The following is a 25865-nucleotide window of genomic DNA, read 5'->3' as shown; positions in this document are numbered from 1 at the left end:
CATTAATAACGTATAAATATTCTTAAATACCGTTCTAGTAAAATTTGTTAAATTCGTTAAATCATAACTTAACACAGTTGTTTTAGCGCTATTAAAGTTTTGTTTATTACGAGAAAAATTATATAAATATTCAATAATTGCCAAGTTTCAAATTGTATGAAATTTGCATTATTATTAAATATTAGTTATTGTCAATTTTGTGAATCAATATAATTATTACATTTTGAGATAAATCGAAACAGGATTCATAAAATTAATAATTAGGGGGAGCACAATTGAAAAAAGAGAAAGTTATGGACTGGACGACCTTTATAGGGACAGTAGCTGTACTTCTTTTTGCAGTTATACCTATGATGGCTTTTCCAAAAGCAAGTGAAGATATCATCACTGGTATTAATAGTGCCATTTCTGATTCAATTGGTTCGATATATTTATTTATGGGGCTGGCGATTTTTTGCTTTGTAATGTATATCGCATTTGGTAAATATGGTAATGTCACACTTGGTAAAGCAAGTGATAAACCAGAATTTAATACATTTACATGGGCGGCAATGCTGTTTTGTGCAGGCATAGGCTCTGATATTTTATACTGGGGCGTTATTGAATGGGCTTTTTACTATCAAGTACCACCAAATGGCGCGAAAAGTATGAGTGATGAAGCACTCCAATATGCGACGCAATATGGTATGTTCCACTGGGGACCAATTGCTTGGGCTATTTACGTTTTGCCAGCATTACCAATTGGTTATTTAGTGTTTGTTAAAAAACAACCGGTGTATAAAATTAGTCAAGCTTGTCGTCCGATTTTAAAAGGTCAAACAGATAAATTTGTAGGTAAAGTTGTAGATATCTTATTTATCTTTGGATTGCTAGGTGGTGCGGCAACATCACTAGCGTTAGGTGTGCCATTAATTTCTGCAGGCATAGAAAGATTAACTGGTTTAGATGGTAAAAATATGATTTTACGTTCGGCCATTTTATTAACGATTACGGTCATATTTGCTATTAGTTCATATACAGGATTGAAAAAAGGTATTCAAAAGTTAAGTGATATCAACGTTTGGTTATCATTTGTACTTTTAGCCTTTATATTTATTATTGGACCGACTGTTTTTATTATGGAAACGACAGTGACAGGGTTCGGAAATATGTTGAGAGATTTTTTCCATATGGCAACATGGTTAGAACCATTCGGTGGTATTAAAGGTCGAAAAGAAACGAATTTCCCACAAGACTGGACAATATTCTACTGGTCATGGTGGTTAGTATATGCGCCATTTATCGGTTTATTTATTGCTAGAATTTCAAAAGGTCGACGCCTTAAAGAAGTCGTGCTAGGAACAATTATTTATGGAACGCTTGGATGCGTATTATTCTTTGGTATTTTTGGTAACTATGCTGTGTATTTACAAATTTCTGGACAGTTTAATGTAACACAATATTTAAATACACATGGTACAGAGGCAACCATTATTGAAGTGGTGCATCATTTACCATTCCCATCATTGATGATTGTACTATTCTTAGTATCTGCTTTCTTATTCTTAGCAACAACATTTGATTCGGGTTCATATATTTTAGCGGCAGCATCTCAGAAAAAAGTGGTAGGCGAACCATTACGTGCCAATCGTTTATTCTGGGCATTTGCATTGTGCTTATTGCCATTTTCATTGATGCTAGTTGGTGGCGAACGTGCATTAGAAGTATTGAAAACTGCTTCAATACTGGCAAGTGTGCCATTAATTGTTATTTTTATTTTCATGATGATATCATTTTTAATCATTTTAGGACGCGATAGAATTAAACTTGAAACGCGTGCTGAAAAATTAAAAGAAGTTGAACGTCGTTCATTGCGAATCGTTCAAGTATCAGAAGAAGAACAAGACGATAATTTATAATTCAATTAATGATGCATAAGATTTTGAATTTTATAAGTATATGATTGATTGTCATATTAAGCAAAAACGGTAATTTCTATTTATTGAGATAGAAATTACCGTTTATTTCGTGGATCTATTGCATTGTTTTAAGTATCTATTGTTGTTATTGTCGTTGTTAGAGTCAATTTTAATTTTCAGAATCAGAAGGCTGTTCTGGAATTGGGAAATATTTGAAAATTTCACCGCTTTCAATCGCTTCGGTTAACTGTTCTAACCATTCGTAATAAACATGTGTATGATCAAGCTGAGCTTTAATTTTTTGTGCCTCTTGTGTTTCAGCTTCAGTTAAATCACTGCTTTCAAGTAATGGATTGATAATAGCCTGAGCATCTTTTACTGCTTCGACATTGATGTCAATTTCACGCTGAAATTTTTTAGTGAAAAAGTTTCGGAAAAAGATGAAAAAGTCTTTCTCGGCGATAAAATGTTGTTTGCGGCTTCCTCTCGTAAATTGTTGTTTAACAATATCAAATTCCTGCAATTTCTTAACGCCAGCACTCATACTTGGTTTGCTCATTTGCAATTGATGACGCATTTCATCAAGCGTCATACTGCCTTCAAACACCATAGTGCCATATAAGTTTCCTACACTTCTATTAGTGCCATACAAATCCATTGTCTGTCCAATTGAATTAATTACAATATCTTTTGCTTGTTCTAATTGTTGCTGTTTGTTCTGAGAACGAGTCATCATTGCACCTCCGTACATCATTTTGGTCACGTTAAAATAAATACTAATACATTATAAAACCTTTTCTAAAAAAAGACATTAAAAATATTTAAAGCATTAAAGTTAAATGTTTCGTTAAATAAAAATCTAACGAACTTACAAAACTTAATTCTTGAGTTGTTTTGTAAATTGACACATTTTTCATTTCTATGCTAACATAAGTTTGTAAAATTCGTTAAATAAAAATTTAACAAACTTAACGGAGGTTGTTGAATGGAACTTTTAAAACATTTATCTCAGCGTCAATACATTGATGGTGAGTGGGTTGAAAGCGCGAATAAAAATACAAGAGATATTATCAATCCATACAATCAAGAAGTGATATTTACGGTTTCTGAAGGGACAGAAGAGGATGCAGAACGTGCAATCTTAGCTGCAAGACGTGCGTTTGAGTCTGGTGAATGGTCGCAAGAAACTGCTGAAACAAGAGGTAAAAAAGTACGTGCCATCGCGGACAAGATCAAAGAACATCGCGAAGCGTTAGCACGATTAGAAACATTAGATACTGGAAAAACGTTAGAAGAATCATATGCAGATATGGATGATATTCATAATGTGTTTATGTATTTTGCTGGATTAGCAGATAAAGACGGTGGCGAAATGATTGATTCACCAATTCCAGATACAGAAAGCAAAATTGTTAAAGAACCAGTAGGTGTAGTTACACAAATTACACCTTGGAATTATCCGTTATTACAAGCATCATGGAAAATTGCGCCAGCGCTTGCTACGGGTTGTTCACTAGTTATGAAACCAAGTGAAATTACACCATTAACAACAATACGTGTTTTTGAATTAATGGAAGAAGTTGGTTTCCCTAAAGGAACAATTAATCTTATTCTAGGTGCAGGTTCTGAAGTTGGTGACGTAATGTCAGGTCATAAAGAGGTTGACCTTGTATCATTTACAGGTGGCATTGAGACTGGTAAGCATATTATGAAAAATGCTGCTAATAATGTTACGAATATTGCCTTGGAACTTGGCGGTAAAAATCCAAACATTATCTTTGATGATGCCGATTTTGAATTGGCGGTAGACCAAGCGTTAAATGGTGGATATTTCCATGCAGGTCAAGTTTGTTCAGCAGGATCAAGAATATTAGTACAAAACAGTATTAAAGACAAATTTGAGCAAGCACTTATTGATCGCGTGAAAAAAATCAAATTAGGTAATGGTTTTGATGCTGATACTGAAATGGGACCAGTGATTTCAACAGAACATCGTAATAAAATCGAATCTTATATGGATGTAGCTAAAGCAGAAGGCGCAACAATTGCTGTTGGTGGTAAACGTCCAGATAGAGACGATTTAAAAGATGGCCTATTCTTCGAGCCAACAGTCATTACAAATTGTGATACGTCAATGCGTATTGTACAAGAAGAGGTTTTCGGACCTGTCGTTACTGTAGAAGGCTTTGAAACTGAACAAGAAGCGATTCAATTAGCGAATGATTCTATATATGGTTTAGCAGGTGCTGTATTTTCTAAAGATATTGGAAAAGCACAACGCGTTGCTAACAAGTTGAAACTTGGAACGGTGTGGATTAATGATTTCCATCCATATTTTGCACAAGCGCCATGGGGTGGATACAAACAATCAGGTATCGGTAGAGAATTAGGCAAAGAAGGCTTAGAAGAGTACCTTGTTTCAAAACACATTTTAACAAATACAAATCCACAATTAGTGAATTGGTTTAGCAAATAAAAATTAGATAAGGTGAGTGCCATTGTAAGAACACAAGACACTCACTTTGTTTTGTATAAGTGGCGAAATGTTGATTGATAATTTGGACTAAACGCAAAAAGAATCATAGATTATTTCATGACTGTTAGTAACAATCATAAAAGTAAAATCGAGTGTTTTGGTTAGCTAAGTTTAGCAATTCAACGATAACCAATCAGCCACTAACAAATATTTCATGCAATACTCACTTTGAAATACAACAAACTTTGGAGGTCATAACGATGAGTAAGAAAAACAAATCATATGATTATGTCATCATTGGAGGAGGCAGTGCAGGTTCTGTACTAGGTAATCGTCTGAGTGAAGATAAGGATAAAGAAGTCTTAGTATTAGAAGCGGGTCGCAGTGATTATTTTTGGGATTTATTTATCCAAATGCCTGCTGCGTTAATGTTCCCTTCAGGCAATAAATTTTACGATTGGATTTATTCAACAGATGAAGAACCACATATGGGCGGTCGTAAAGTAGCACATGCCCGAGGTAAAGTTTTAGGTGGATCAAGTTCGATTAATGGCATGATTTATCAACGTGGTAATCCAATGGACTATGAAGGCTGGGCAGAACCAGAAGGTATGGAAACTTGGGATTTTGCGCACTGTTTACCGTATTTTAAAAAATTAGAAAAAACATACGGTGCAGCGCCTTATGATAAATTTAGAGGCCATGATGGACCAATTAAGTTAAAACGAGGGCCAGCAACGAATCCTTTATTCCAGTCATTCTTTGATGCAGGTGTTGAAGCAGGCTATCATAAAACACCTGATGTGAATGGATTTAGACAAGAAGGTTTTGGACCGTTCGATAGTCAAGTACATCGTGGTCGCCGAATGTCAGCTTCAAGAGCATATTTACATCCAGCTATGAAGCGTAAAAACTTAACCGTTGAAACACGTGCCTTTGTTACTGAAATTCATTATGAAGGTAGAAGAGCAACTGGTGTTACGTATAAGAAAAATGGCAAACTACATACCATCGATGCTAATGAAGTCATCTTGTCTGGTGGGGCATTCAATACGCCACAATTACTACAATTATCTGGTATCGGTGATTCAGAGTTCCTAAAATCAAAAGGCATTGAGCCACGTGTTCATTTACCTGGTGTGGGTGAAAACTTTGAAGATCACTTAGAGGTATACATTCAACATAAATGTAAGGAACCTGTATCATTACAGCCAAGCTTAGATATCAAGCGCATGCCATTTATTGGTTTACAATGGATTTTCACACGTACAGGTGCAGCAGCATCTAACCATTTTGAAGGTGGCGGATTTGTACGTTCAAATAACGAAGTTGATTATCCTAACTTAATGTTCCATTTCTTACCAATAGCTGTAAGATATGATGGTCAAAAGGCGGCGGTCGCACATGGTTATCAAGTTCACGTAGGACCAATGTATTCAAACTCTCGTGGTAGCTTGAAAATCAAATCTAAAGATCCATTCGAAAAACCAAGTATCCGCTTTAATTATTTATCAACAGAAGAAGATAAAAAAGAATGGGTAGAAGCAATTCGTGTAGCAAGAAATATCTTATCTCAAAAAGCAATGGATCCATTCAATGGCGGAGAAATTTCACCAGGACCAGAAGTGCAAACAGACGAAGAAATTCTGGATTGGGTTCGTAGAGATGGTGAAACAGCATTACACCCATCTTGTAGTGCTAAAATGGGTCCTGCTTCAGATCCAATGGCAGTAGTTGACCCGTTAACAATGAAAGTCCACGGTATGGAAAATTTACGTGTAGTTGATGCATCAGCTATGCCACGTACGACAAATGGCAATATACATGCACCTGTTTTAATGTTAGCTGAAAAAGCAGCAGACATTATACGTGGCAGAAAGCCTTTAGAGCCGCAATATATTGATTATTATAAGCATGGTGTTCATGATGAAAATGAAGGTGCAATCGAAGTAAAACCATACGCTAAATAAATTTATATAGTAGACTCTTAGTCTGGCATCTATTGTATTGGTGCCAGGCTTTTTTGCGTTTTATCTAAATGAGAAGTTAATGTGTTGTTCAAAAACGGTGTGTGAGTATATGAACTGAAAATAGAGTTAATTGTACATTGTGATGATTAATTGACCTAATTGGCAGACATTAAAAGAGTGTACAACCTTAAAAAGTTCACTAAATAGACATTTAATTGTGTTTTCTTGAAAGCTTTCGTGGTAGGATTTATATAAGTAAATTGAGAGAAGGAATACTATGAGCTTTTACGAATATATACAAACATTTAAAGATGATAAAACACCATTAGGCGAATTAGCGATTTGGATTAAAGAAGATGATTCATTCCCAAAACAAGAGAAGCTAACAGAAAACATTTTGTCTTATTTTCATCAAATGTCCAATATAGATCATGAGTTTTTAGAAATTGTAAAAAGATCACTTTCTCTGTATGATCAATTAAAATCGTAAAATCAGAAATAAAGTTAGCTAAAATAAAAGGCCGGTGATTTCACAGATGAAGTTGTCGGCTATTTTCATGACTAATGTTAAATAATGATTATGAAATTGAAGACACAAAAATAGCGGGCGACTCCTGTCCCCATTTGTATGAAATATTAATACTTTTTACAAAGTCTTATCTTTTAAAAAGAAGCCAAACTATGATTGTAATTAATAAATACGGGAATGAATTAGTAATAGATATAAAGGAATATGACCAAAAATATAAATGAAATGAAGGCATGTATTATGAACATTTATGATGAATATAGAAGTTATGTAATAGAAGAACTGGATGATTGTCTCACAATACAAAAAAATAATGACACTGCATATTACGATGTTCTAGAAGCGATAAATGATTTATCAAATGATTCATTATGTGTGTTAAATCATTTATATATTAACGAAGGACAAGAAGAAACTTTCGAGCAAAAGTTTTTACAACGTAATAAGCATTTAAAAAACGTTGATGGGTTTAAAGCATTAAGGTTTTTAAGACCTAGAACAGCTGGTAGACACTATATCATTATTACGCTGTGGGAAAATAGGCAAGCATTTTATCATTGGCAAAATTCAGCTGAGTACAAGCATACACACAAGCATCGTGGCACTTCGAAAGGTGCAGATGTAAAAATAATTAATCGTGAATTATCATACAATATTCGTATTGAATTAGCTGATATGGTCTAGCCCGAGATATCACCCCTCAATCATTTGAAAGTCCTTGAATGCTACGTCATGTCAAAGTGTAGTGTCGAGGACTTTGGTATTTAACCCTATTTAATTGAAAATTCTGTAAAGATAGGCGTATGATATATATAAATCATTTATAAAATTACAATGTTCATCACAGGAAAAGTGGATGTATGAAAGGAAGTTAGTTATGCAAAAGTCAGCTCTATTCGCGCCTGAAAAATATAACATTATTTCGGAAATCGAAAAATATAGCCACATACCAGATAAAAAGGCAATTCTATATCATAATACTGAAGGCGAAGATATATCAGTCACTTACCAACAGCTCATTGAACAGTCTAATAAAGTAGGTAATGTTTTAGCATCGCACGGTTTATCTAAAGGCGATAAAGTACTCATTATGATGCCACGATCTATTGCGACGTATGAATTATATATTGCTGCTTTAAAATTAGGTGTTGCAATCATTCCATGTTCTGAAATGCTAAGAACTAAAGATTTACAATACCGTATCACGCACGGTGAAATAAATGCAGTCATTGCATTAGAGCCATTCACAGTTGAATTTGAAAAAATTAAAGAATATGATGCGTTAACTAAATTTGTTATTGCCGGTCAAAAAGATGGATGGATTTCACTTGAAGCTGAAAAAGAAAACGCAAGTAACAAACTAGAAATGGCAGATACGACGCGTGATGATATGGCAATTCTGTCATATACATCTGGTACAACTGGCAATCCTAAAGCCGTTACACATTGTCATGGATGGGGATTTGCACATTTACAAATGGCACCAAAACATTGGTTATGTATTAATGAAGATGACTTAGTTTGGGCAACAGCAGCACCAGGTTGGCAAAAATGGGTATGGAGTCCTTTCTTATCTGTATTAGGTTCAGGTGCAACTGCTTTTGTATTTAATGGAAGATTCAGCCCTGAAACATACTTAGAATTGCTTCAAAAATATCAAATTAATGTTTTATGTTGTACACCGACAGAATATCGTATGATGGCTAAATTACAGAACTTAAATGATTATGACTTAACGCATTTACATAGTGCCGTTTCTGCAGGTGAGCCACTAAATCGAGAAGTAGTTGAACAATTCAAGAAATACTTTAATTTAACTGTAAGAGATGGATATGGCCAGACTGAAAGTACCTTGCTTATAGGCTTTTTAAAAGATACACCACAAAGGATTGGATCAATGGGTAAAGGCATTCCGGGTAGTTCGGTCACTGTAGTAGATGATGAGGGGAATAGCGTACCTGCTAATACGAAAGGGAATATTGCAGTGCCACTTGATTTGCCAGCACTTTTCAAAGGGTATTATAAAGAGCCAGAACGTACGGCGAAAGCGCAAACAGGTAAATACTACATCACTGGTGACTTAGCTCATGTAGATGATGATGGTTATTTCTGGTTTGAAGGACGTCGAGATGACATTATTATTAGTTCAGGCTATACGATTGGGCCTTTTGAAGTTGAGGATGCGTTAACGAATCATCCAGCCGTTAAAGAATGTGCTGTAGTAGCAAAACCTCATGATATACGAGGGAATATTGTTAAAGCATTCGTTATTTTACAGGATCATACTGCGGCTAATGATACGCTAGTTAAAGAACTACAACAATTTGTTAAAAATGAAGTTGCACCATATAAATATCCGAGAGAGATTGAATTCGTTGACGACTTACCAAAAACAAACTCAGGTAAAATTCGTCGTGTTGAACTACGAGATGCTGAAATAGAAAAATGGCAACAACAAAAAGATAGCAATCAATAAACATAGTAAAGCAGTCCAATGCGTAAGGCATGATGATACGCACTGGACTGCTTGTTTATTTATGATGTTCTTTGTCGTCTAGTTATAAATATTAAAATTAGTTTAGAAACAAGCGCAACCAGTATTAAGAATGAGAAAATATAAGATGTTAAACCTCGAATATCCCAGTTTAATAAAAACACATTACTATCACCGGCATTAAGTTGAAACTCAGTATGTGTTAGAACGATAATTACAATACCTATAAGGGCAAGATTCAAAATAAATTTCAATATTAAAGGTAATTGAAGTGATTTTCTTAGATGCATATATTGAATCTCCTTTTTATGATTGATTTTACACTTATATTGTATCAAAATAGAGTATATGTTTAAAATGCTATAAGTCAAATGTAGATTAAAACAATCGTTAGCTATTTGTTGTCAAATAATTATGATTGATTTGATATTTATCTTCTATGAATAAAAGATTTAATATATTGCAAAGTTAATGAATAATTATAATTTACATTTACCACTGCTTGCTTTAACATATATATGTAAGCACTAACTATAGTATTTTGTTACAGCGTATCAATTAAAACAGGAAGTTATCTATGGCGTTGATATTTTAAAGAAATATGTCAGTTTTATGTAACTTTCATATTGATGATACACATTTACAATTTTTGGAGAGGTGAAACCAATGGCTAAGTCTAATAGTAAAGACATCGTTTTAATTGGAGCCGGTGTACTTAGCACAACATTTGGTTCAATGTTAAAAGAAATTGAGCCAGACTGGAATATCCACGTTTACGAACGCTTGGATCGTCCTGCAATCGAAAGTTCAAACGAAAGAAATAATGCTGGTACGGGTCATGCAGCATTATGTGAGTTGAACTACACAGTTTTACAACCTGATGGTTCTATCGACATCGAAAAAGCGAAAGTGATTAACGAAGAGTTTGAGATTTCAAAACAATTCTGGGGTCACTTAGTGAAAAGCGGTAACATCGAGAACCCAAGAGAATTTATCAATCCATTACCACACATCAGTTATGTTAGAGGTAAAAACAATGTTAAATTCTTAAAAGATCGTTACGAAGCGATGAAAGCTTTCCCTATGTTCGATAATATCGAATATACTGAAGACATCGAAGTAATGAAAAAATGGATTCCATTGATGATGAAAGGCCGTGAAGATAACCCTGGTATCATGGCGGCAAGTAAAATTGACGAAGGTACAGATGTAAACTTCGGTGAATTAACACGTAAAATGGCTAAAAGCATTGAAGCACATCCAAATGCTACAGTGCAATTTAACCATGAAGTTGTTGATTTTGAACAATTATCAAATGGTCAATGGGAAGTTACTGTTAAAAATCGCCTAACTGGTGAGAAATTCAAACAAGTAACTGACTATGTATTCATCGGTGCTGGCGGTGGAGCAATTCCATTATTACAAAAAACAGGTATCCCTGAAAGTAAACATTTAGGTGGATTCCCTATCAGTGGTCAATTCTTAGCTTGTACAAACCCACAAGTTATTGAACAACACGATGCCAAAGTTTATGGTAAAGAGCCACCTGGTACACCACCAATGACTGTACCTCATTTAGATACGCGTTACATTGACGGCCAAAGAACATTGTTATTTGGACCATTTGCTAATGTTGGACCTAAATTCTTGAAAAATGGTTCTAACTTAGATTTATTCAAATCAGTTAAAACATACAACATTACAACTTTATTAGCAGCAGCTGTTAAAAACTTACCTTTAATTAAATACTCATTTGATCAAGTGATTATGACAAAAGAAGGTTGTATGAACCATTTACGTACTTTCTATCCAGAAGCACATAACGAAGATTGGCAATTATACACTGCTGGTAAACGTGTACAAGTTATCAAAGATACACCTGAACACGGTAAAGGATTCATCCAATTCGGTACAGAAGTGGTTAACTCACAAGACCACACTGTAATCGCATTATTAGGTGAATCACCAGGGGCTTCAACTTCAGTTTCAGTTGCGTTAGAAGTATTAGAACGTAACTTCCCTGAATACAAAACTGAATGGGCACCTAAAATCAAGAAAATGATTCCATCATACGGTGAATCATTAATTGAAGACGAAAAATTAATGAGAAAAATCCGTAAACAAACTTCAAAAGACTTAGAATTAGGTTACTACGAAAACTAAATTCTAATAGCTATATTTAAAATCGGGCAACTGAGAAATCTTATAGATTTTTCAGCTGTCCGATTTTTTTGCGTAATCTATAATACATACGCAAAATCAACTTTAATCAAAAAGACTCATACACAATGCCTTTAAAGCACATGTATGAGTCCTTTTTAGTAGTTTATATCAAAAAATACGTTTAATGTATAAATTAGTTTTTGTTTACAGATGCGTCGTAGATTGATTCTACAGCGTCACCTAATGCTTTATCGAATTCTTCTTTAGATTGTCCAGCTCTTAAATCACTAGCTAATGCACGTGAGAAGCTTGCGATAAGTTCAGCGTTATCTTTAAGTAATTCGTTCGCTTTTTCTCTGCTGTAACCACCTGATAATACAACGATACGAACAACATTTGGATGTTCAGCTAAGTCTTTGTATAAGTTAGATTCAGTAGGAATTGTTAATTTTAACATAACTAATTGATCAGCATTTAAGCTGTCTAAACCTTTTTTAAGCTCAGCTTTTAATACTTTTTCAATTTCAGCTTTATCTTTTGCGTTAATATTAACTTCTGGTTCGATAATTGGCACTAACCCTTTAGCAATAATTTGTTTAGCGACTTCAAATTGTTGTTCAACAACGTCTTTGATACCTTGTTCATTTAATTCTAAAATATTAGAACGCATTTTTGTACCAAAAATGTGACGCTCGTTTGCACGATCTAATAAGCTGTCTAAGTTGTCGATTGGTTTCATTAATTGAACACCATTTTGCTCTTCAGCAAGACCTTTGTCTACTTTTAAGAACGGAACAACACCTTTATCAGCTAAGTAATCTGCAGTGTATTTGCCTTCTACTTCGCGATCCATTGTTTGTTCGAAAAGAATAGCACCCAAAATTTTATCTGGTGAGAATGAAGGTGAAGTTACCACACGTGTACGCATATCGTGAACAAGTTGGAACATTTCGTCTTCATTGCTATATTGATCTTCGTTTACACCATATTCTTTAAGTGCTTTTGGTGTACTACCACCACTTTGGTCTAATGCGGCAATAAAGCCTTTTCCATTTTTCATTTTTTCTAATTGCTCTTTATTCATACTTTCCACTCCTTAACTTTTCAATACACCTCCAGTATGATAAAAATGAGAACATTTCTCAAGTCATAAACCTTGAAAAGTGTATAAAATGTGAAAAATAATTGTCAGTTTAATTAAAAATATTATTTTATTCTAGGTATGACTAACGCCATTAATGACATAAAGAAAATATGTGTAATAATCCAACCGATTAATTCTGTCACACTAAATTGAAAAATTGGACGTTGCGCAATAAATACTAAAAAGGGATACAATGCTATAAATAAGAAAACTAAAGGGATATAACATAGATAGTAAAGCCTTTTAGAAATATGAAACAGCAACACAAATACAAAATAAATGACGCTACCAATTAGTAAGTGACATATTATTTCTAGAGTATATGGTGTATTGTCAGAAGGAATTAGAAAATCTAAATTCAATAATAAAGCTTTTAAATGTGATTGATCGCTAATTATGTCAAACAACATGGTCATCCATAGCAACATGAATGATATGAAAATAGCAGCAATGAAATGGAACAATACTTTTAAACGCATTCATATCACCTCAGAGTCAAATGGAATATAGTAAACAATTCCCTAATCGAACAAAATTATGCGCATAAACAAAGTAGATTGATATAAAATTCTTAATTATCAGAATATATTTACAAATCTGAATTTTATTAGTGTATTGGATAGTATTCATAATGACATGACAGTATTTTCACGTGATATCAAATCGAATGTGGTTATCGATGTAGGGAAGGTAATTATACGAATAAGGTCTGTCAATGGGAGGGGAATGTATATGAGTAAAGCACATCAATTAATTCAAGAGGATGAACATTATTTTGCGAAATCAGGACGTATTAAATATTATCCGTTAGTTATTGATCATGGATATGGAGCAACATTGGTTGATATTGAGGGGAAGACATATATCGATTTGTTATCGAGTGCGAGTTCTCAAAACGTAGGTCATGCACCTAGAGAAGTAACAGAAGCGATAAAGGCACAAGTTGATAAATTTATTCATTATACACCAGCATATATGTATCATGAACCGTTGGTACGTTTAGCTAAGAAGCTTTGTGAGATTGCACCTGGAGATTTTGAAAAAAGAGTGACCTTCGGATTAACCGGATCAGACGCAAATGATGGCATCATTAAATTTGCCAGAGCATATACAGGGCGTCCTTATATCATTAGTTTCACTAATGCATATCATGGTTCAACTTTTGGCTCGTTGTCTATGTCAGCTATTAGTTTAAATATGCGCAAACATTATGGTCCGTTATTGAATGGCTTTTATCATATTCCGTTTCCAGATAAATATCGTGGTATGTACGAGCAGCCACAAGCTAATTCAGTAGAAGAATATTTAGCACCCTTAAAAGAAATGTTTGCGAAATATGTACCTGCTGACGAAGTAGCATGTATTGTTATTGAAACGATACAAGGCGATGGTGGACTTTTAGAACCAGTTCCAGGGTATTTTGAAGCGTTAGAAAAGATTTGTCGTGAACATGGTATTTTAATCGCTGTCGATGATATTCAACAAGGTTTTGGGCGAACAGGTACATGGAGTTCAGTCTCGCATTTTAATTTTACGCCTGATTTAATCACTTTCGGAAAATCTTTAGCAGGTGGTATGCCCATGTCAGCAATTGTTGGACGCAAAGAGATTATGAATTGTTTAGAAGCACCAGCACATTTATTTACAACAGGTGCTAATCCAGTTAGTTGTGAAGCTGCATTAGCCACAATTCAAATGATTGAAGAACAGTCGCTTCTTCAGGCTAGTGCGGAAAAAGGGGAATATGTTAGGAAACGAATGAATCAATGGGTATCTAAATACAATAGTGTAGGCGATGTTAGAGGTAAAGGTCTGAGCATTGGTATTGATATTGTTTCCGACAAAAAACTCAAAACACGTGATGCCAGTGCGGCACTTAAAATTTGTAATTACTGCTTTGAGCATGGCGTAGTTATTATAGCTGTAGCAGGAAATGTGTTGCGATTCCAACCGCCATTGGTGATAACATATGAGCAATTAGACACGGCGTTAAACACTATAGAAGATGCACTGACTGCTTTGGAAACAGGTAACTTAGATCAATATGACATATCTGGACAAGGTTGGTAATAGCGATTCTCTTAATATAAAATAAAAAATCATTTCCACATCTGGATGTTAATCAGATGGGAAATGATTTTTTTGATTTTTATTTTGGTGGATGGTATTCAGCTACGTCATTTTTCTTAGAATGTCTAAGTCCATAACTTAAATATAGAATGATACCAACAATAAACCAAATTAAAGTGTATAATTTCGCTTCGAATCCTAATCCCCAGAATACTAGCAATACTAAAACAAATGTAACTGCTGGTAACACAGGATATAAAGGTAATTTAAACGCAGGAATTGGTAGATCTTTACCTTCACGCTTTCTCAAACGATACATTGCTAATGAAACGAACATAAATGCAACAAGTGTACCTGCTGAAATTAATTGTGCTAAAAATGCGAATGGGAACATAGAACCAATTAAAACACCAATAATAGTAAGTATAACTAGTGCGCGATTAGGTAAATGTTTATCGTTTAAGTGGCTTAACCATGAAGGTAATAAGCCGTCACGTCCAAATGAATAAAGTAAACGTGAGCCTGCTAACATCATACCAATTAATGCTGTAAACATACCGATAACAGAGATAGCTTGAACAATAGCTGCTACAACACCATGACCACTTTGACGTAAAGCCCAACCAACAGGTTCTGCATTGTTTGCGTATTGTGAGTAATGGAACATACCAACTAACACAAGTGCTACAGCAATAAATAATACGATAGCAACACTTAAAGAACCAAGAATACCTCTAGGCATTGTCTTTTGAGGGTCAAGTGCTTCTGCTGAGTTTGCTGCGATAGAATCGAAACCGATATACGCTAAGAAAATCATTGAAACACCAGCATATATGCCTTGCCATCCACCAAAGTCACCTGTAGCAGTTACTTTGTGTTCTGGAATAAATGGCACATAGTTACTAACATTTATTGCTGTTAAACCTACGATTACAAATAAAATAATAGCTAATACTTTTAAAATAACTAAAATGTTTTCCATACGTGCTGCTTCTGACATACCACGTGATAGTAATAATGCAGTTAATAAAATAACGATAGCAGCAATAATATCGATAAAACCACCATTGGTACCAAATGGATTTGATAATGCTGCAGGTAATTCGATGCCAATTGGTTTCACAAGTCCGCGTAAATTCGCTGAGAATCCTGATGCAACAAAGGCTACGGCGATAAAATATTCAGCTAATAAAGCCCAACCGGCAACCCATCCAAAAAATTCACCAAATAATACATTGACCCAAGAATAGGCTGAACCTGCAAATGGCATAGCGGCAGCCATTTCTGCATAAGTAAATGCAACTAAACCAGCAACAATAGCAGCGAGTAAGAATGATAACGCAACGGCCGGTCCTGCATGTTCTGCAGCAACAATGCCAGGTAGCGTAAAGATAGATGTCGATACAATTGTTCCTACACCTAAAGCTAAGAAATCACGCACCCGAAGTGTACGCTTTAAATGACCATCTTTATTTTGATAGATAGCCGGATCCTCTTTTCGTGCTATTTTATTGAAAAAACTTCCCATAAACTTTCCTCCCAAACATTCATAAACAATTCTATACGGTGTTTTTTAATATGTTATATCATAGCACAAATAATCAATATTTTGTCTAAAAATTCTGAAAAATAACAACTTTATGTTACGTATTAATGACTTGTCTTGATAACATCCATAGATTTTTTAAATGATAAAACTGATTATAACAGATATTAAATGAATAAGTACTATTTTTTGCTAATTTTCTAACAATTTTGCGCATTATATTTTTAAAATCAATTTCATGTTTATGTCTGATTGGCTAGTTTGTATGAAATGTAATTCTTTGACTATAAAAAGATGCATCAAATATGATGAGGGTAAGGCGGAAAATAGGAGGTTATATAGTAAGTCATTTAAGTCGAATAGCCATTCTTTTTAAAATGAAAAAAATAGAAAGATCAATAGTTTGTTAAAGGCTTTAAATAGCGTCATTACGCAATTTTTGAATGCTAAAAATTGTCACAAATTTCAAATTACGTGCTAAAGCTTGAGATATCAATATTTATTGGCGTTAGAGTGTAATTTGACTCCGCTTACATCTCAGTTTTATGTTTGTAATTTGGTAGCATAATATTATAATAAAATAAAATTGTTAATCTTTAATTTCAGTATAGATATTTTTACGTGTAGTCACGTGTAAAATAAATTCAATTAGGTTAGGAGACATAATTATGAAAACATTTGGTAAAAAGGTTGTATTAATCGGAGATGGATCTGTAGGATCAAGCTATGCCTTTGCAATGGTTACGCAAGGTGTTGCTGATGAATTTGTAATTATTGACATTGCAAAAGACAAAGTAAAAGCAGATGTTCAAGATTTAAACCATGGTACAGTCCACAGTCCTTCACCAGTTGATGTGAAAGCAGGTGAATACGAAGACTGTAAAGATGCAGATTTAGTTGTTATTACAGCTGGTGCACCTCAAAAGCCAGGTGAAACACGTTTACAATTAGTTGAAAAAAATACTAAGATTATGAAGAGCATTGTTAAGAGTGTAATGGATAGCGGCTTTGATGGATATTTCTTAATCGCGGCAAACCCTGTAGACATTTTAACAAGATTTGTAAAAGAATATACTGGATTACCAGCAGAGCGTGTTATCGGTTCAGGTACTGTATTGGACAGTGCACGTTTACAATATTTAATTAGCCAAGAACTTGGTGTTGCACCTTCAAGTGTTGACGCTAGTATTATTGGTGAGCATGGTGATACTGAACTTGCAGTTTGGTCACAAGCAAATGTAGCAGGCATTTCAGTATATGACACATTAAAAGAACAAACTGGTAGCGAAGCTAAAGCGGAAGAAATTTATGTGAATACACGTGACGCTGCTTATGAAATTATCCAAGCTAAAGGGTCAACATATTATGGTATTGCATTAGCATTGATGCGCATTTCAAAAGCCATTTTAAATAATGAAAATAATGTCTTAAATGTTTCTATACAATTAGATGGTCAATATGGTGGTCACAAAGGCGTTTACCTAGGTGTACCAACATTAGTTAACCAACATGGCGCAGTTAAAATTTATGAAATGCCATTAAGTGCAGAAGAACAAGCATTGTTCGATAAATCTGTTAAAACATTAGAAGATACATTTGATTCAATTAAATATTTATTAGAAGACTAAGCCTATTTTAAGTATTAATTAGAAATATATTAATGGTAAGAGGATCTATTAGTGTTGCAGTAACATGTGGCACTGATAGGTCCATTTTTTTTAGCAAGCATTGATAGAGGCAATACTTTTGCGTAAAATAATAATTGAATAAAGTATTATGACTCGTGAAAATTTAGTGACATGAATAGAAATGTCGAGGCGTCATTGAGTATAAACGAAAGTAGTTCTGCATTAAGCACGAAGTAGAGCATGACAACGAGGAATAACTATAGGGAGATGGTTTTGGAATGACGAATGTCTTGTATCAACATGGTACATTAGGTACGTTAATGGCTGGCTTACTAGAAGGAACAGCTACAATTAATGAATTGTTAGAACATGGAAATTTAGGGATTGCAACGTTAACAGGGTCTGATGGCGAAGTAATATTTTTAGACGGGAAGGCATATCATGCTAACGAGCATAAAGAATTTATAGAATTAAAAGGCGATGAGAAAGTACCGTATGCATCGATTACTAATTTTAAAGCGAGTAAGACATTTCCATTGCAACAATTATCACAAGATGATGTATTCGCACAAATTAAAAATGAAATGTTAAGTGAGAATTTATTTTCGGCTGTTAAAATTTATGGCACATTTAAACATATGCATGTACGAATGATGCCTGCTCAGCAACCGCCATATACACGTTTGATTGATTCAGCACGCAGACAACCTGAGGAAAAAAGACAAGATATTCGTGGTGCCATTGTTGGATTTTTTACACCAGAATTATTTCATGGCGTAGGGTCTGCTGGTTTTCATATACATTTTGCGGATGATGAAAGAGCTTATGGTGGACATGTTCTTGACTTTGAAGTGGATGACGTTGTCGTTGAGATACAAAACTTTGAAACATTCCAACAACATTTCCCGGTAAATAACGAGACGTTTGTTAAAGCGAAAATAGACTATAAAGATGTGGCAGAAGAAATTAGAGAAGCTGAATAGTCTAATATAATTAAAAGACCTTAGCGATATTAGGAACAGGTGGTTCTAAATGCATCGTTAAGGTCTTTTTATATTATATATGTGCTTACATATTTTGTTGATACGCGCGTAAAAAGCTATAAATAGTATCAAGATATGGGGTGTCAAGATTGTGTTCACGTGCACGTCGATAAATAAAGCCTTGAATCGCTTCGACTTCAAGAGGTTGCTGATGCACAATGTCGTAATACATGCTCGTTCCCATTTCGTCGGGATAACCTTGATATATAGTGATAATAGTATCGACAGTTTGTTCTGAAAAGTTTAACCCCTCTGCCTGTGCAACACGACAACCATCTAGTAATAGCTGTCTACACAGTGTACGTATTTCAGGATTATGCATGATTGCAACTGTCTGTCTACCGAGTGCTGTGATAGAATTAATGCCCAAGTTAACTAACAATTTATACCAAATAGCTTGTTGAATATTTGCTTCTAATACAATGTCGATTTGACTTTCTTGGACCAAATCTCTAAATTGTCGTGTTAATGCATTATCTTGTATACGTAATTGATAATCTCTGAAATGCGTAACAACATCGCCTTTCTTTTGACCACTTATATAGACAACTGCTTGGCATACGTTTTTAAATGGGATATGTTCGAGTTGACCATAACCATTTTGGGCTAAAATGATGAGCGTGTCCTCATGTGCAAGATGAGTTAAATGAGGAATAACTGCATCAAGTTGATGTGTTTTGACTGCAATAATAATAACATCAAATGTGTTTGTGACATCTTCATAACCTTTCACAACAATATCTTGTGCAGGTGCATGTGGTACAGTATAATATGTTATTGATTTGGCGTGTCTCCCGATAAGCGTTGTATGAGGCAATGATTGTTGTAATTCATAGGCAATAGTTGTACCGACAGCGCCTGGGCCGATAATCGCAACTGATAACATCTTCTTCTTTCCTTTCTATAAAAGATTCATTATACTATTTCTAATAATACTGCAAAAAGAGGTTGAATAACATTGAAAACAGTAAGTCAATTAATAGATATGAAACAAAAGCAAACTAAAATTTCTATGGTAACAGCTTATGATTTTCCAAGTGCTAAACAAGTGGAAGCAGCGGGTATTGATATGATTCTTGTTGGGGATTCACTTGGTATGACTGTATTAGGTTATGAAAGTACCGTACAAGTGACGTTAGCAGATATGATTCATCACGGTCGTGCAGTAAGAAGAGGCGCACCAAATACATTTGTAGTTGTTGATATGCCGATTGGTGCAGTAGGCATCTCTATGACACAAGACTTAAATCATGCTCTAAAGCTTTATCAGGAGACGAGTGCAAATGCAATTAAAGCAGAAGGAGCGCATATTACACCATTTATTGAAAAAGCAACGGCAATTGGTATTCCTGTTGTTGCACATTTAGGATTAACACCTCAAAGTGTTGGCGTTATGGGATATAAATTACAAGGTGCAACGAAAGAAGCAGCTGAGCAACTTATTTTAGATGCGAAAAATGTAGAACAAGCTGGTGCAGTTGCGTTAGTACTTGAAGCAATTCCAAATGATTTAGCAGAAGAAATTAGCAAGCATTTAACAATTCCAGTCATTGGTATTGGTGCAGGAAAAGGTACAGATGGTCAAGTATTGGTTTATCACGATATGTTAAATTATGGTGTTGAACATAAAGCGAAATTTGTGAAGCAATTTGCTGATTTTAGTGTTGGTGTGGATGGTTTAAAACAATACGATCAAGAAGTTAAATCTGGTGCATTTCCATCAGAAGAATATACGTATAAAAAGAAAATTATGAATGAGGTTAATAACAATGACTAAGCTGATTACTACGGTAAAAGAGATGCAACACATTGTTAAAGCAGCCAAACGCTCAGGCACAACGATTGGTTTTATCCCAACAATGGGTGCCTTACATGATGGACATTTAACGATGGTACGCGAATCAGTTAGTACAAATGATATTACAGTTGTGAGTGTATTTGTTAATCCATTACAATTTGGTCCAAACGAAGATTTCGATGCTTATCCGAGACAAATTGATAAAGATTTAGAATTAGTATCAGAAGTAGGGGCGGACATTGTTTTTCATCCTGCAGTAGAAGATATGTATCCAGGTGAATTAGGTATTGATGTCAAAGTAGGTCCATTAGCTGATGTGTTAGAAGGAGCAAAGCGTCCAGGGCATTTTGATGGGGTGGTAACAGTAGTTAATAAGCTATTTAATATTGTTATGCCGGATTATGCTTATTTTGGTAAAAAAGATGCCCAGCAATTGGCTATTGTCGAGCAAATGGTAAAAGACTTCAATCATGCCGTTGAAATTATTGGTATTGATATCGTTCGAGAAGCAGATGGTTTGGCGAAAAGTTCAAGAAATGTTTATTTAACGGAGCAAGAACGACAAGAAGCGGTACATTTAAGTAAAAGTTTGCTATTAGCACAAGCGTTGTATCAAGACGGTGAACGTCAAAGTAAAGTAATTATAGACAGGGTTACTCAATATCTTGAATCACATATAAGTGGACGCATTGAAGAAGTTGCTGTTTATAGTTATCCTCAATTAGTAGAGCAACACGAAATAACTGGACGCATATTTATCTCGTTAGCTGTCAAATTTTCAAAAGCGCGTTTAATAGATAATATAATAATTGGAGCTGAATAAAGTGATAAGAACAATGATGAATGCTAAAATTCATAGAGCAAGAGTGACTGAGTCAAATTTAAATTATGTAGGTAGCATTACGATTGATTCAGATATATTGGAAGCGGTAGACATCTTGCCAAATGAAAAAGTAGCCATCGTGAATAATAATAATGGTGCACGTTTTGAAACATACGTAATAGCTGGTGAAAGAGGTAGTGGTAAAATTTGTTTAAACGGTGCAGCGTCAAGACTTGTTGAAGTAGGCGATGTAGTCATAATCATGACTTATGCACAGTTGAATGAAGAAGAAATTAAACACCATGCACCTAAAGTAGCAGTAATGAATGAAGACAATGTCATTATTGAAATGATTCATGAAAAAGAAAATACGATAGTGTTATAAAATTAAATAGCCATAAATAAAAACCTTCTAGTAGATAACTATATTGTTATCTACTAGAGGTTTTTATTTTTATGTCTATCTGATTAGCGTAAGAAAATCATATGTATTATTGTTACAATTTTAGCAGTGTTTAATGATGGTCATATTTAACAAGAAGTAGTTTTTCTAATTGATTTTCTAAAACAGTATGCAGAATTTATTTGGTAGAAAATAGAATGTTTAACTTAACGAGATAAGGTAAAGTCGTGTTGTTTAGTTTGCATAAAGAAAAAGTATTGAATTGATAACAATTATATAATAAAATTATACAAAATAGATAAAAATAATATAGATCAAAGGAGGAATGCCTATGACAAAAATTTTTAAAATATCATTTTTGATTTTGTTAGTAGTAATTGTTTCCAGTTATTATGGTGAAAATTTTGTCTTAGCTGATAATAATCCTATCGTCAATTCAGAAAATGGTAGTGATAATAATTTTGAATCAGGAACAATTGAACGTGATCAAAATGAGCTTTATGAAGTAGGTGATTATAGTACGCCCTTAACTGAGCGAGTTTTCGGTAAAGATCAAAGAACGGTTGTTAATAATATTTTACAAAGACCTTATAAGCAGACTGTATTATTAAATATGACGTTTTCAAATAACCGTGTATATAAAGGTACCGGTACTATGATTGGTAAGGACATTGTATTGACAGCGGCTCATAATGTCTATTCTAAAGACGATAAAGGTTGGGCTAAAAAGATTGATGTCTATGCTGGAGTAAATGGGCAAACATATACAATAGGAAAGACATTTTCGCATAAGTTTTTTGTATCTAAATCTTGGATTAATAATGCTCCCACAAAAGAAGATATAGCAATTATTAAGTTGAATAGTAATTTAGGAAATAAAACAGGTTACTTAACTTTGAACACACGCATTAGCAAAGGTGAAAATATTGAAATTTCTGGATTTCCAGGAGACAAGTCAGACAACAGACAATATAAAGGTAAAGGGAAATTAGAAAGTTTTGATGAGAATGAAATGTATTATACGGTAGACACATTTTCAGGACAAAGTGGTAGTGCGATAAGAGATTCAAAAAACAATATCATCGGAGTACATGCATACGGCAGATATAATCATAATTCAGGCGTGAGAATAAATGATTTAAAATTAGATTACATAAATTATTGGATAGGTAAGTACAGAAGTCATCCATATAATAAGAAAGTGAAAGTAATTAAAAGTAAGTATATATATTGGAAAAACATTGAAATTACAAAAAAGGGTGATAATAAATTAATTAAAAAAGATAAAGCGTACACAGCTAAACTCTATTACAATATTCCAAATGGGTATAAATATTACTCTTTATACGACGAAAAAAATAGATGGATGGGTTACTTTAATAGCAATGATATTAAGGTAGTAAAATAGGAAAGGATGAATAAGATGAAAAAAGTTATAAGTTTATTTGTTGCAATTTTATCAGTGTTGATTTTTACGGATAATGCGAACGCCGAAAATAACAAGCCTGAAGGTGTGAATGAAAACAGCAATTTAATACCAGTTAGACAACCGGATGCAAATTATCCTGGGCCAGTTAGTGACATAGCACGTGTGAAAAAACTTGATAATTTAATAGATGGCACGAAAGATCCAGATGTTATCAAGCAGTTGAAAGATGATAATGAGGTGCCGAATAATGCGGTAAAGGCAAAAGATTCTAAAATAGTATCCGACTGCAGACATTTACTAAAACATCCAGATAATTTAATAGATGGCACGAAAGATCCAAATGTTATTAATCAGTTGAAAAACGCAAATGGAACAACGAATAATAGTGCTGTAAATCCAAGTATTAAAGCAAATGATATTCACACAAAAAGTAATAAACAAATGGCTAAACAACAAAGTATTCATTTGGATAGCAAGAGCAAGTCAGTACATAAGCAACAATTGAAAGAATTACCAAAAACAGGAGTAAACAACGAAAGTAATACAGCAATTATGGCTTTATTTATTGGTTTAATATTGCTTGTAGTAAGTTTAGTGACAAGATTTATAAAATTAAATAGCCATCAATAATAAAAAGGGCCACACCTTGGTTTAAGATTCCAAGCGTGTGGCCTTCTCTTCTATCACTATGTCACTTTTAATCAAAATCGACCGTAATTCCTGCATATCAATTAACGATAGGAATGATTAATTGTGAATCATATTTACCACCAGTATAAATCATGTGCATGCCTTTATTTACGGTTTCTTCATGTTCATAACGTGTTTTCATGCCAGGGGTACTATTACCAATTACAATTTCACTACCTTTTACAACAACTTCCAATGTTTCGCCTTGTTTAAATAGCGTGCCTGAAGGTAACAATTCGATTTCAACAGGTACAATCTCATCTTGTGACAACTTTAATTCTGTTTCATGTTTATGCCAAGGTTGCGCGATTGTGGATTTTTCTTGATCTAATTCACGATGTGATACGCGTAACCAACCAGTAGCTACTTGACCATTTTCAATATGATTAAAATCAGGGAAGTTAACTTCATTACCACGATGATCTAACTTTTTAATACCTGCAAATAAATCCATATCGTCTGAGTCTGTAGTGCTTACCCATAGTTTTAAGTTCATGTTTCCAACTAACTCAGTATCTTTGTCAAACGTATATTTAAAACTTACATCTTGTCGTTTATCTTCAGAGTCATATTGTGCGACATGCGCGCTACTAATCTTTGCATGATTCAATGTGTGATTTTCAGCATTCAAATACAATGGTGTATATTCTGTGTTAGGTAAAGGGAACGCTGACGCTGATTTGAATTCGCCTTTATAAAATTGATCTCTAACTTCATAAATGACATGAGGCGTATCTTTCCAATCGTTATTTTCTTCTTTAAGGTAAAAATCAAAGAATGATTTTTGGCGTTCGAGATTTTCTCTAGCGTAGTAACTTTCCCACTCTTTACGTCCATGCACATATAGCCATTTTTCTTCTGATGCTGCTTGTTTAAATCCTTCAAAAGAGCCACGGTTGTGCAAACCTTGTGTAGACCAACTAGCACATGTTAGTAGAGGTGTTTTAATTTGTGATAATGGCACTTGACGCTGTTTCCAAAAATCATCGAACAAAGGGTATTCTTGTTGTGCTTGAATCAAGTCTTCGATATTTGGATTATCTGTCCATCTCGCAAAAATACCTTGAGTCCAGAAACGATAAAAGCCAGTATCCGGTATACCTCCGTGAAAGGCTACTTCTCTATACATATCATTTAAGCCTTCCCAAGGAATCATTGCTTTTAAATGTGGTGGATTTAATGATGCAACCCACCATTGAGTCACCGCAAGATAAGAAACACCATTTGTCCCGATATTTCCATTACTCCATGACTGATTTGCTGCCCATTCAATCACTTCGTAATAATCTTCCGCTTCTCTTTTTGACCATGGAGATAAGACGCCTTTTGATTTGTCACTACCGCGTAATGCAACTTTAACTACAACATAATCATTTGGCACCCAAAATCCTGGGTCTGGTGATTCTTCAGGTGTAAAACTAGATGTCGGAATGGCGCCTAATGTTGGCCAAAGGGCACCCATATTTGTGATTTTAGGCTTATTATCTTTACCGTAAGTATCTGCAGACATAACTACAGGGAATTTGCCATCTTTATTTGGTCTGAAAATATTAATATATAATTTTTCGCCATCGCGCATTTCCACAGTGACATCTTTTTCCATAATCATTTCTTGATTTCCATATTGAACACTGTCGACAACGATGTGGTTAATACCGGCTTTCACTTCATTGACATGAGTTACAGTTAATTTTGGATTTCCTAGTAAATGTTGGTTCATTGTTATCACCTTTTTCTGTTTGTTTGTATCACCTATATTAA

General features: G+C 34.3%; 24 protein-coding genes. 15 read left to right on the top strand and 9 right to left on the bottom strand.

Going from position 1 to position 25865, the window contains the following annotated elements; genetic code table 11:
- The coding region (locus IDG45_RS02010) for a hypothetical protein (RefSeq protein WP_206171535.1) at positions 1 to 144 on the bottom strand (144 nt) is incomplete at its 3' end.
- 131 nt (positions 145 to 275) lie between these two features.
- On the opposite strand from IDG45_RS02010, the gene IDG45_RS02005 reads away from it, so the two are divergent.
- Positions 276 to 1898 carry a BCCT family transporter gene (locus tag IDG45_RS02005; protein WP_000711870.1) on the top strand — a complete coding sequence of 541 codons (1623 nt, stop codon included), beginning with the start codon at positions 276 to 278 and terminating at the stop codon, positions 1896 to 1898.
- A gap of 169 nt (positions 1899 to 2067) precedes the next feature.
- Here the strand turns inward: IDG45_RS02005 and cudC are convergent, their stop codons facing one another.
- Positions 2068 to 2631, bottom strand: a complete 564-nt coding sequence (gene cudC / locus IDG45_RS02000) for a choline uptake/conversion transcriptional regulator CudC (RefSeq protein WP_000198598.1) — start codon at positions 2629 to 2631, stop codon at positions 2068 to 2070.
- Between the two features lie 88 nt (positions 2632 to 2719).
- Complete coding sequence (locus tag IDG45_RS01995; RefSeq protein WP_001789908.1) at positions 2720 to 2815, bottom strand: hypothetical protein; 96 nt, start codon at positions 2813 to 2815, stop codon at positions 2720 to 2722.
- Between the two features lie 68 nt (positions 2816 to 2883).
- On the opposite strand from IDG45_RS01995, the gene betB reads away from it, so the two are divergent.
- From betB to mbcS, 5 genes are all read left to right on the top strand, one after another.
- A complete protein-coding gene (gene betB / locus IDG45_RS01990; RefSeq protein ID WP_000421694.1) occupies positions 2884 to 4374 on the top strand; it encodes a betaine-aldehyde dehydrogenase in 1491 nt (496 codons plus the stop codon).
- Between the two features lie 260 nt (positions 4375 to 4634).
- Positions 4635 to 6344 (top strand): choline dehydrogenase, encoded by a 1710-nt coding sequence (gene betA / locus IDG45_RS01985; RefSeq protein ID WP_000038849.1) that lies wholly within the window; start codon positions 4635 to 4637, stop codon positions 6342 to 6344.
- 277 nt (positions 6345 to 6621) lie between these two features.
- Complete coding sequence (locus IDG45_RS01980) at positions 6622 to 6834, top strand: sterile alpha motif-like domain-containing protein (RefSeq protein ID WP_000011688.1); 213 nt, start codon at positions 6622 to 6624, stop codon at positions 6832 to 6834.
- Positions 6835 to 7113: 279 nt separating this feature from the next.
- Entirely contained in the window at positions 7114 to 7557 is a 444-nt protein-coding gene (locus IDG45_RS01975) for an antibiotic biosynthesis monooxygenase family protein (protein WP_001028778.1), read from the top strand.
- A gap of 193 nt (positions 7558 to 7750) precedes the next feature.
- Positions 7751 to 9349, top strand: coding sequence for an acyl-CoA synthetase MbcS (gene mbcS, locus IDG45_RS01970; RefSeq protein ID WP_001172335.1), 1599 nt, complete (start codon positions 7751 to 7753; stop codon positions 9347 to 9349).
- A 59-nt stretch (positions 9350 to 9408) separates the two neighbouring features.
- On the opposite strand, the gene IDG45_RS01965 is transcribed toward mbcS, so the two are convergent.
- Positions 9409 to 9738 (bottom strand): hypothetical protein, encoded by a 330-nt coding sequence (locus tag IDG45_RS01965; protein ID WP_001798838.1) that lies wholly within the window; start codon positions 9736 to 9738, stop codon positions 9409 to 9411.
- Positions 9739 to 10033: 295 nt separating this feature from the next.
- Here IDG45_RS01965 and lqo point away from each other — a divergent pair, with 295 nt between their 5' ends.
- Positions 10034 to 11530 carry an L-lactate dehydrogenase (quinone) gene (gene lqo / locus IDG45_RS01960; protein WP_001130047.1) on the top strand — a complete coding sequence of 499 codons (1497 nt, stop codon included), beginning with the start codon at positions 10034 to 10036 and terminating at the stop codon, positions 11528 to 11530.
- Positions 11531 to 11723: 193 nt separating this feature from the next.
- Here the strand turns inward: lqo and IDG45_RS01955 are convergent, their stop codons facing one another.
- Together IDG45_RS01955 and IDG45_RS01950 are read right to left on the bottom strand one after the other, a co-directional pair.
- Positions 11724 to 12614: a fructose bisphosphate aldolase gene (locus IDG45_RS01955; protein ID WP_001031410.1), complete on the bottom strand. Its 891-nt coding sequence runs from the start codon at positions 12612 to 12614 to the stop codon at positions 11724 to 11726.
- A gap of 122 nt (positions 12615 to 12736) precedes the next feature.
- On the bottom strand, positions 12737 to 13153 hold the full coding sequence (locus tag IDG45_RS01950) for a hypothetical protein (RefSeq protein ID WP_001237620.1): 417 nt from the start codon (positions 13151 to 13153) through the stop codon (positions 12737 to 12739).
- Positions 13154 to 13406: 253 nt separating this feature from the next.
- Between IDG45_RS01950 and IDG45_RS01945 the strand changes: the two genes are divergently transcribed.
- A complete protein-coding gene (locus tag IDG45_RS01945; protein WP_000030059.1) occupies positions 13407 to 14744 on the top strand; it encodes an aspartate aminotransferase family protein in 1338 nt (445 codons plus the stop codon).
- Positions 14745 to 14823: 79 nt separating this feature from the next.
- Here IDG45_RS01945 and IDG45_RS01940 read toward each other — a convergent pair whose 3' ends face one another.
- A complete protein-coding gene (locus tag IDG45_RS01940) occupies positions 14824 to 16272 on the bottom strand; it encodes an APC family permease (protein ID WP_000534428.1) in 1449 nt (482 codons plus the stop codon).
- Positions 16273 to 16958: 686 nt separating this feature from the next.
- Here IDG45_RS01940 and IDG45_RS01935 point away from each other — a divergent pair.
- Complete coding sequence (locus tag IDG45_RS01935) at positions 16959 to 17918, top strand: L-lactate dehydrogenase (RefSeq protein WP_000846637.1); 960 nt, start codon at positions 16959 to 16961, stop codon at positions 17916 to 17918.
- A gap of 278 nt (positions 17919 to 18196) precedes the next feature.
- Entirely contained in the window at positions 18197 to 18901 is a 705-nt protein-coding gene (gene budA / locus IDG45_RS01930) for an acetolactate decarboxylase (protein ID WP_000186117.1), read from the top strand.
- An 85-nt stretch (positions 18902 to 18986) separates the two neighbouring features.
- Here the strand turns inward: budA and IDG45_RS01925 are convergent, their stop codons facing one another.
- Complete coding sequence (locus tag IDG45_RS01925) at positions 18987 to 19847, bottom strand: oxidoreductase (RefSeq protein ID WP_000953552.1); 861 nt, start codon at positions 19845 to 19847, stop codon at positions 18987 to 18989.
- Positions 19848 to 19919: 72 nt separating this feature from the next.
- Here IDG45_RS01925 and panB point away from each other — a divergent pair, with 72 nt between their 5' ends.
- The 5 genes from panB to sasK all read left to right on the top strand — a co-directional run bounded on the left by panB (position 19920) and on the right by sasK (position 24044).
- Positions 19920 to 20738 carry a 3-methyl-2-oxobutanoate hydroxymethyltransferase gene (gene panB, locus IDG45_RS01920; protein ID WP_000860048.1) on the top strand — a complete coding sequence of 273 codons (819 nt, stop codon included), beginning with the start codon at positions 19920 to 19922 and terminating at the stop codon, positions 20736 to 20738.
- Positions 20731 to 21582, top strand: coding sequence for a pantoate--beta-alanine ligase (gene panC / locus IDG45_RS01915; RefSeq protein ID WP_000163745.1), 852 nt, complete (start codon positions 20731 to 20733; stop codon positions 21580 to 21582). The genes panB and panC overlap by 8 nt, the downstream gene beginning before the upstream one ends.
- Before the next feature lies 1 nt (position 21583).
- Positions 21584 to 21967, top strand: coding sequence for an aspartate 1-decarboxylase (panD, locus tag IDG45_RS01910; RefSeq protein ID WP_000621530.1), 384 nt, complete (start codon positions 21584 to 21586; stop codon positions 21965 to 21967).
- A 349-nt stretch (positions 21968 to 22316) separates the two neighbouring features.
- A complete protein-coding gene (locus IDG45_RS01905; RefSeq protein ID WP_000161214.1) occupies positions 22317 to 23393 on the top strand; it encodes a trypsin-like serine peptidase in 1077 nt (358 codons plus the stop codon).
- Positions 23394 to 23408: 15 nt separating this feature from the next.
- Positions 23409 to 24044, top strand: a complete 636-nt coding sequence (gene sasK, locus IDG45_RS01900) for an LPXTG-anchored surface protein SasK (protein ID WP_000755985.1) — start codon at positions 23409 to 23411, stop codon at positions 24042 to 24044.
- A 97-nt stretch (positions 24045 to 24141) separates the two neighbouring features.
- On the opposite strand, the gene IDG45_RS01895 is transcribed toward sasK, so the two are convergent.
- Positions 24142 to 25824, bottom strand: a complete 1683-nt coding sequence (locus tag IDG45_RS01895) for a CocE/NonD family hydrolase (RefSeq protein ID WP_111063719.1) — start codon at positions 25822 to 25824, stop codon at positions 24142 to 24144.
- Between the last annotated feature and the right edge of the window lie 41 nt (positions 25825 to 25865).

Origin of the sequence: Staphylococcus sp. EG-SA-10 (genome assembly GCF_017151945.1) — a bacterium.
GTDB lineage: Bacteria > Bacillota > Bacilli > Staphylococcales > Staphylococcaceae > Staphylococcus > Staphylococcus aureus.
Note: the sequence above shows the minus strand (reverse complement) of the source record. Positions and strands in the feature narration are given on the sequence as shown.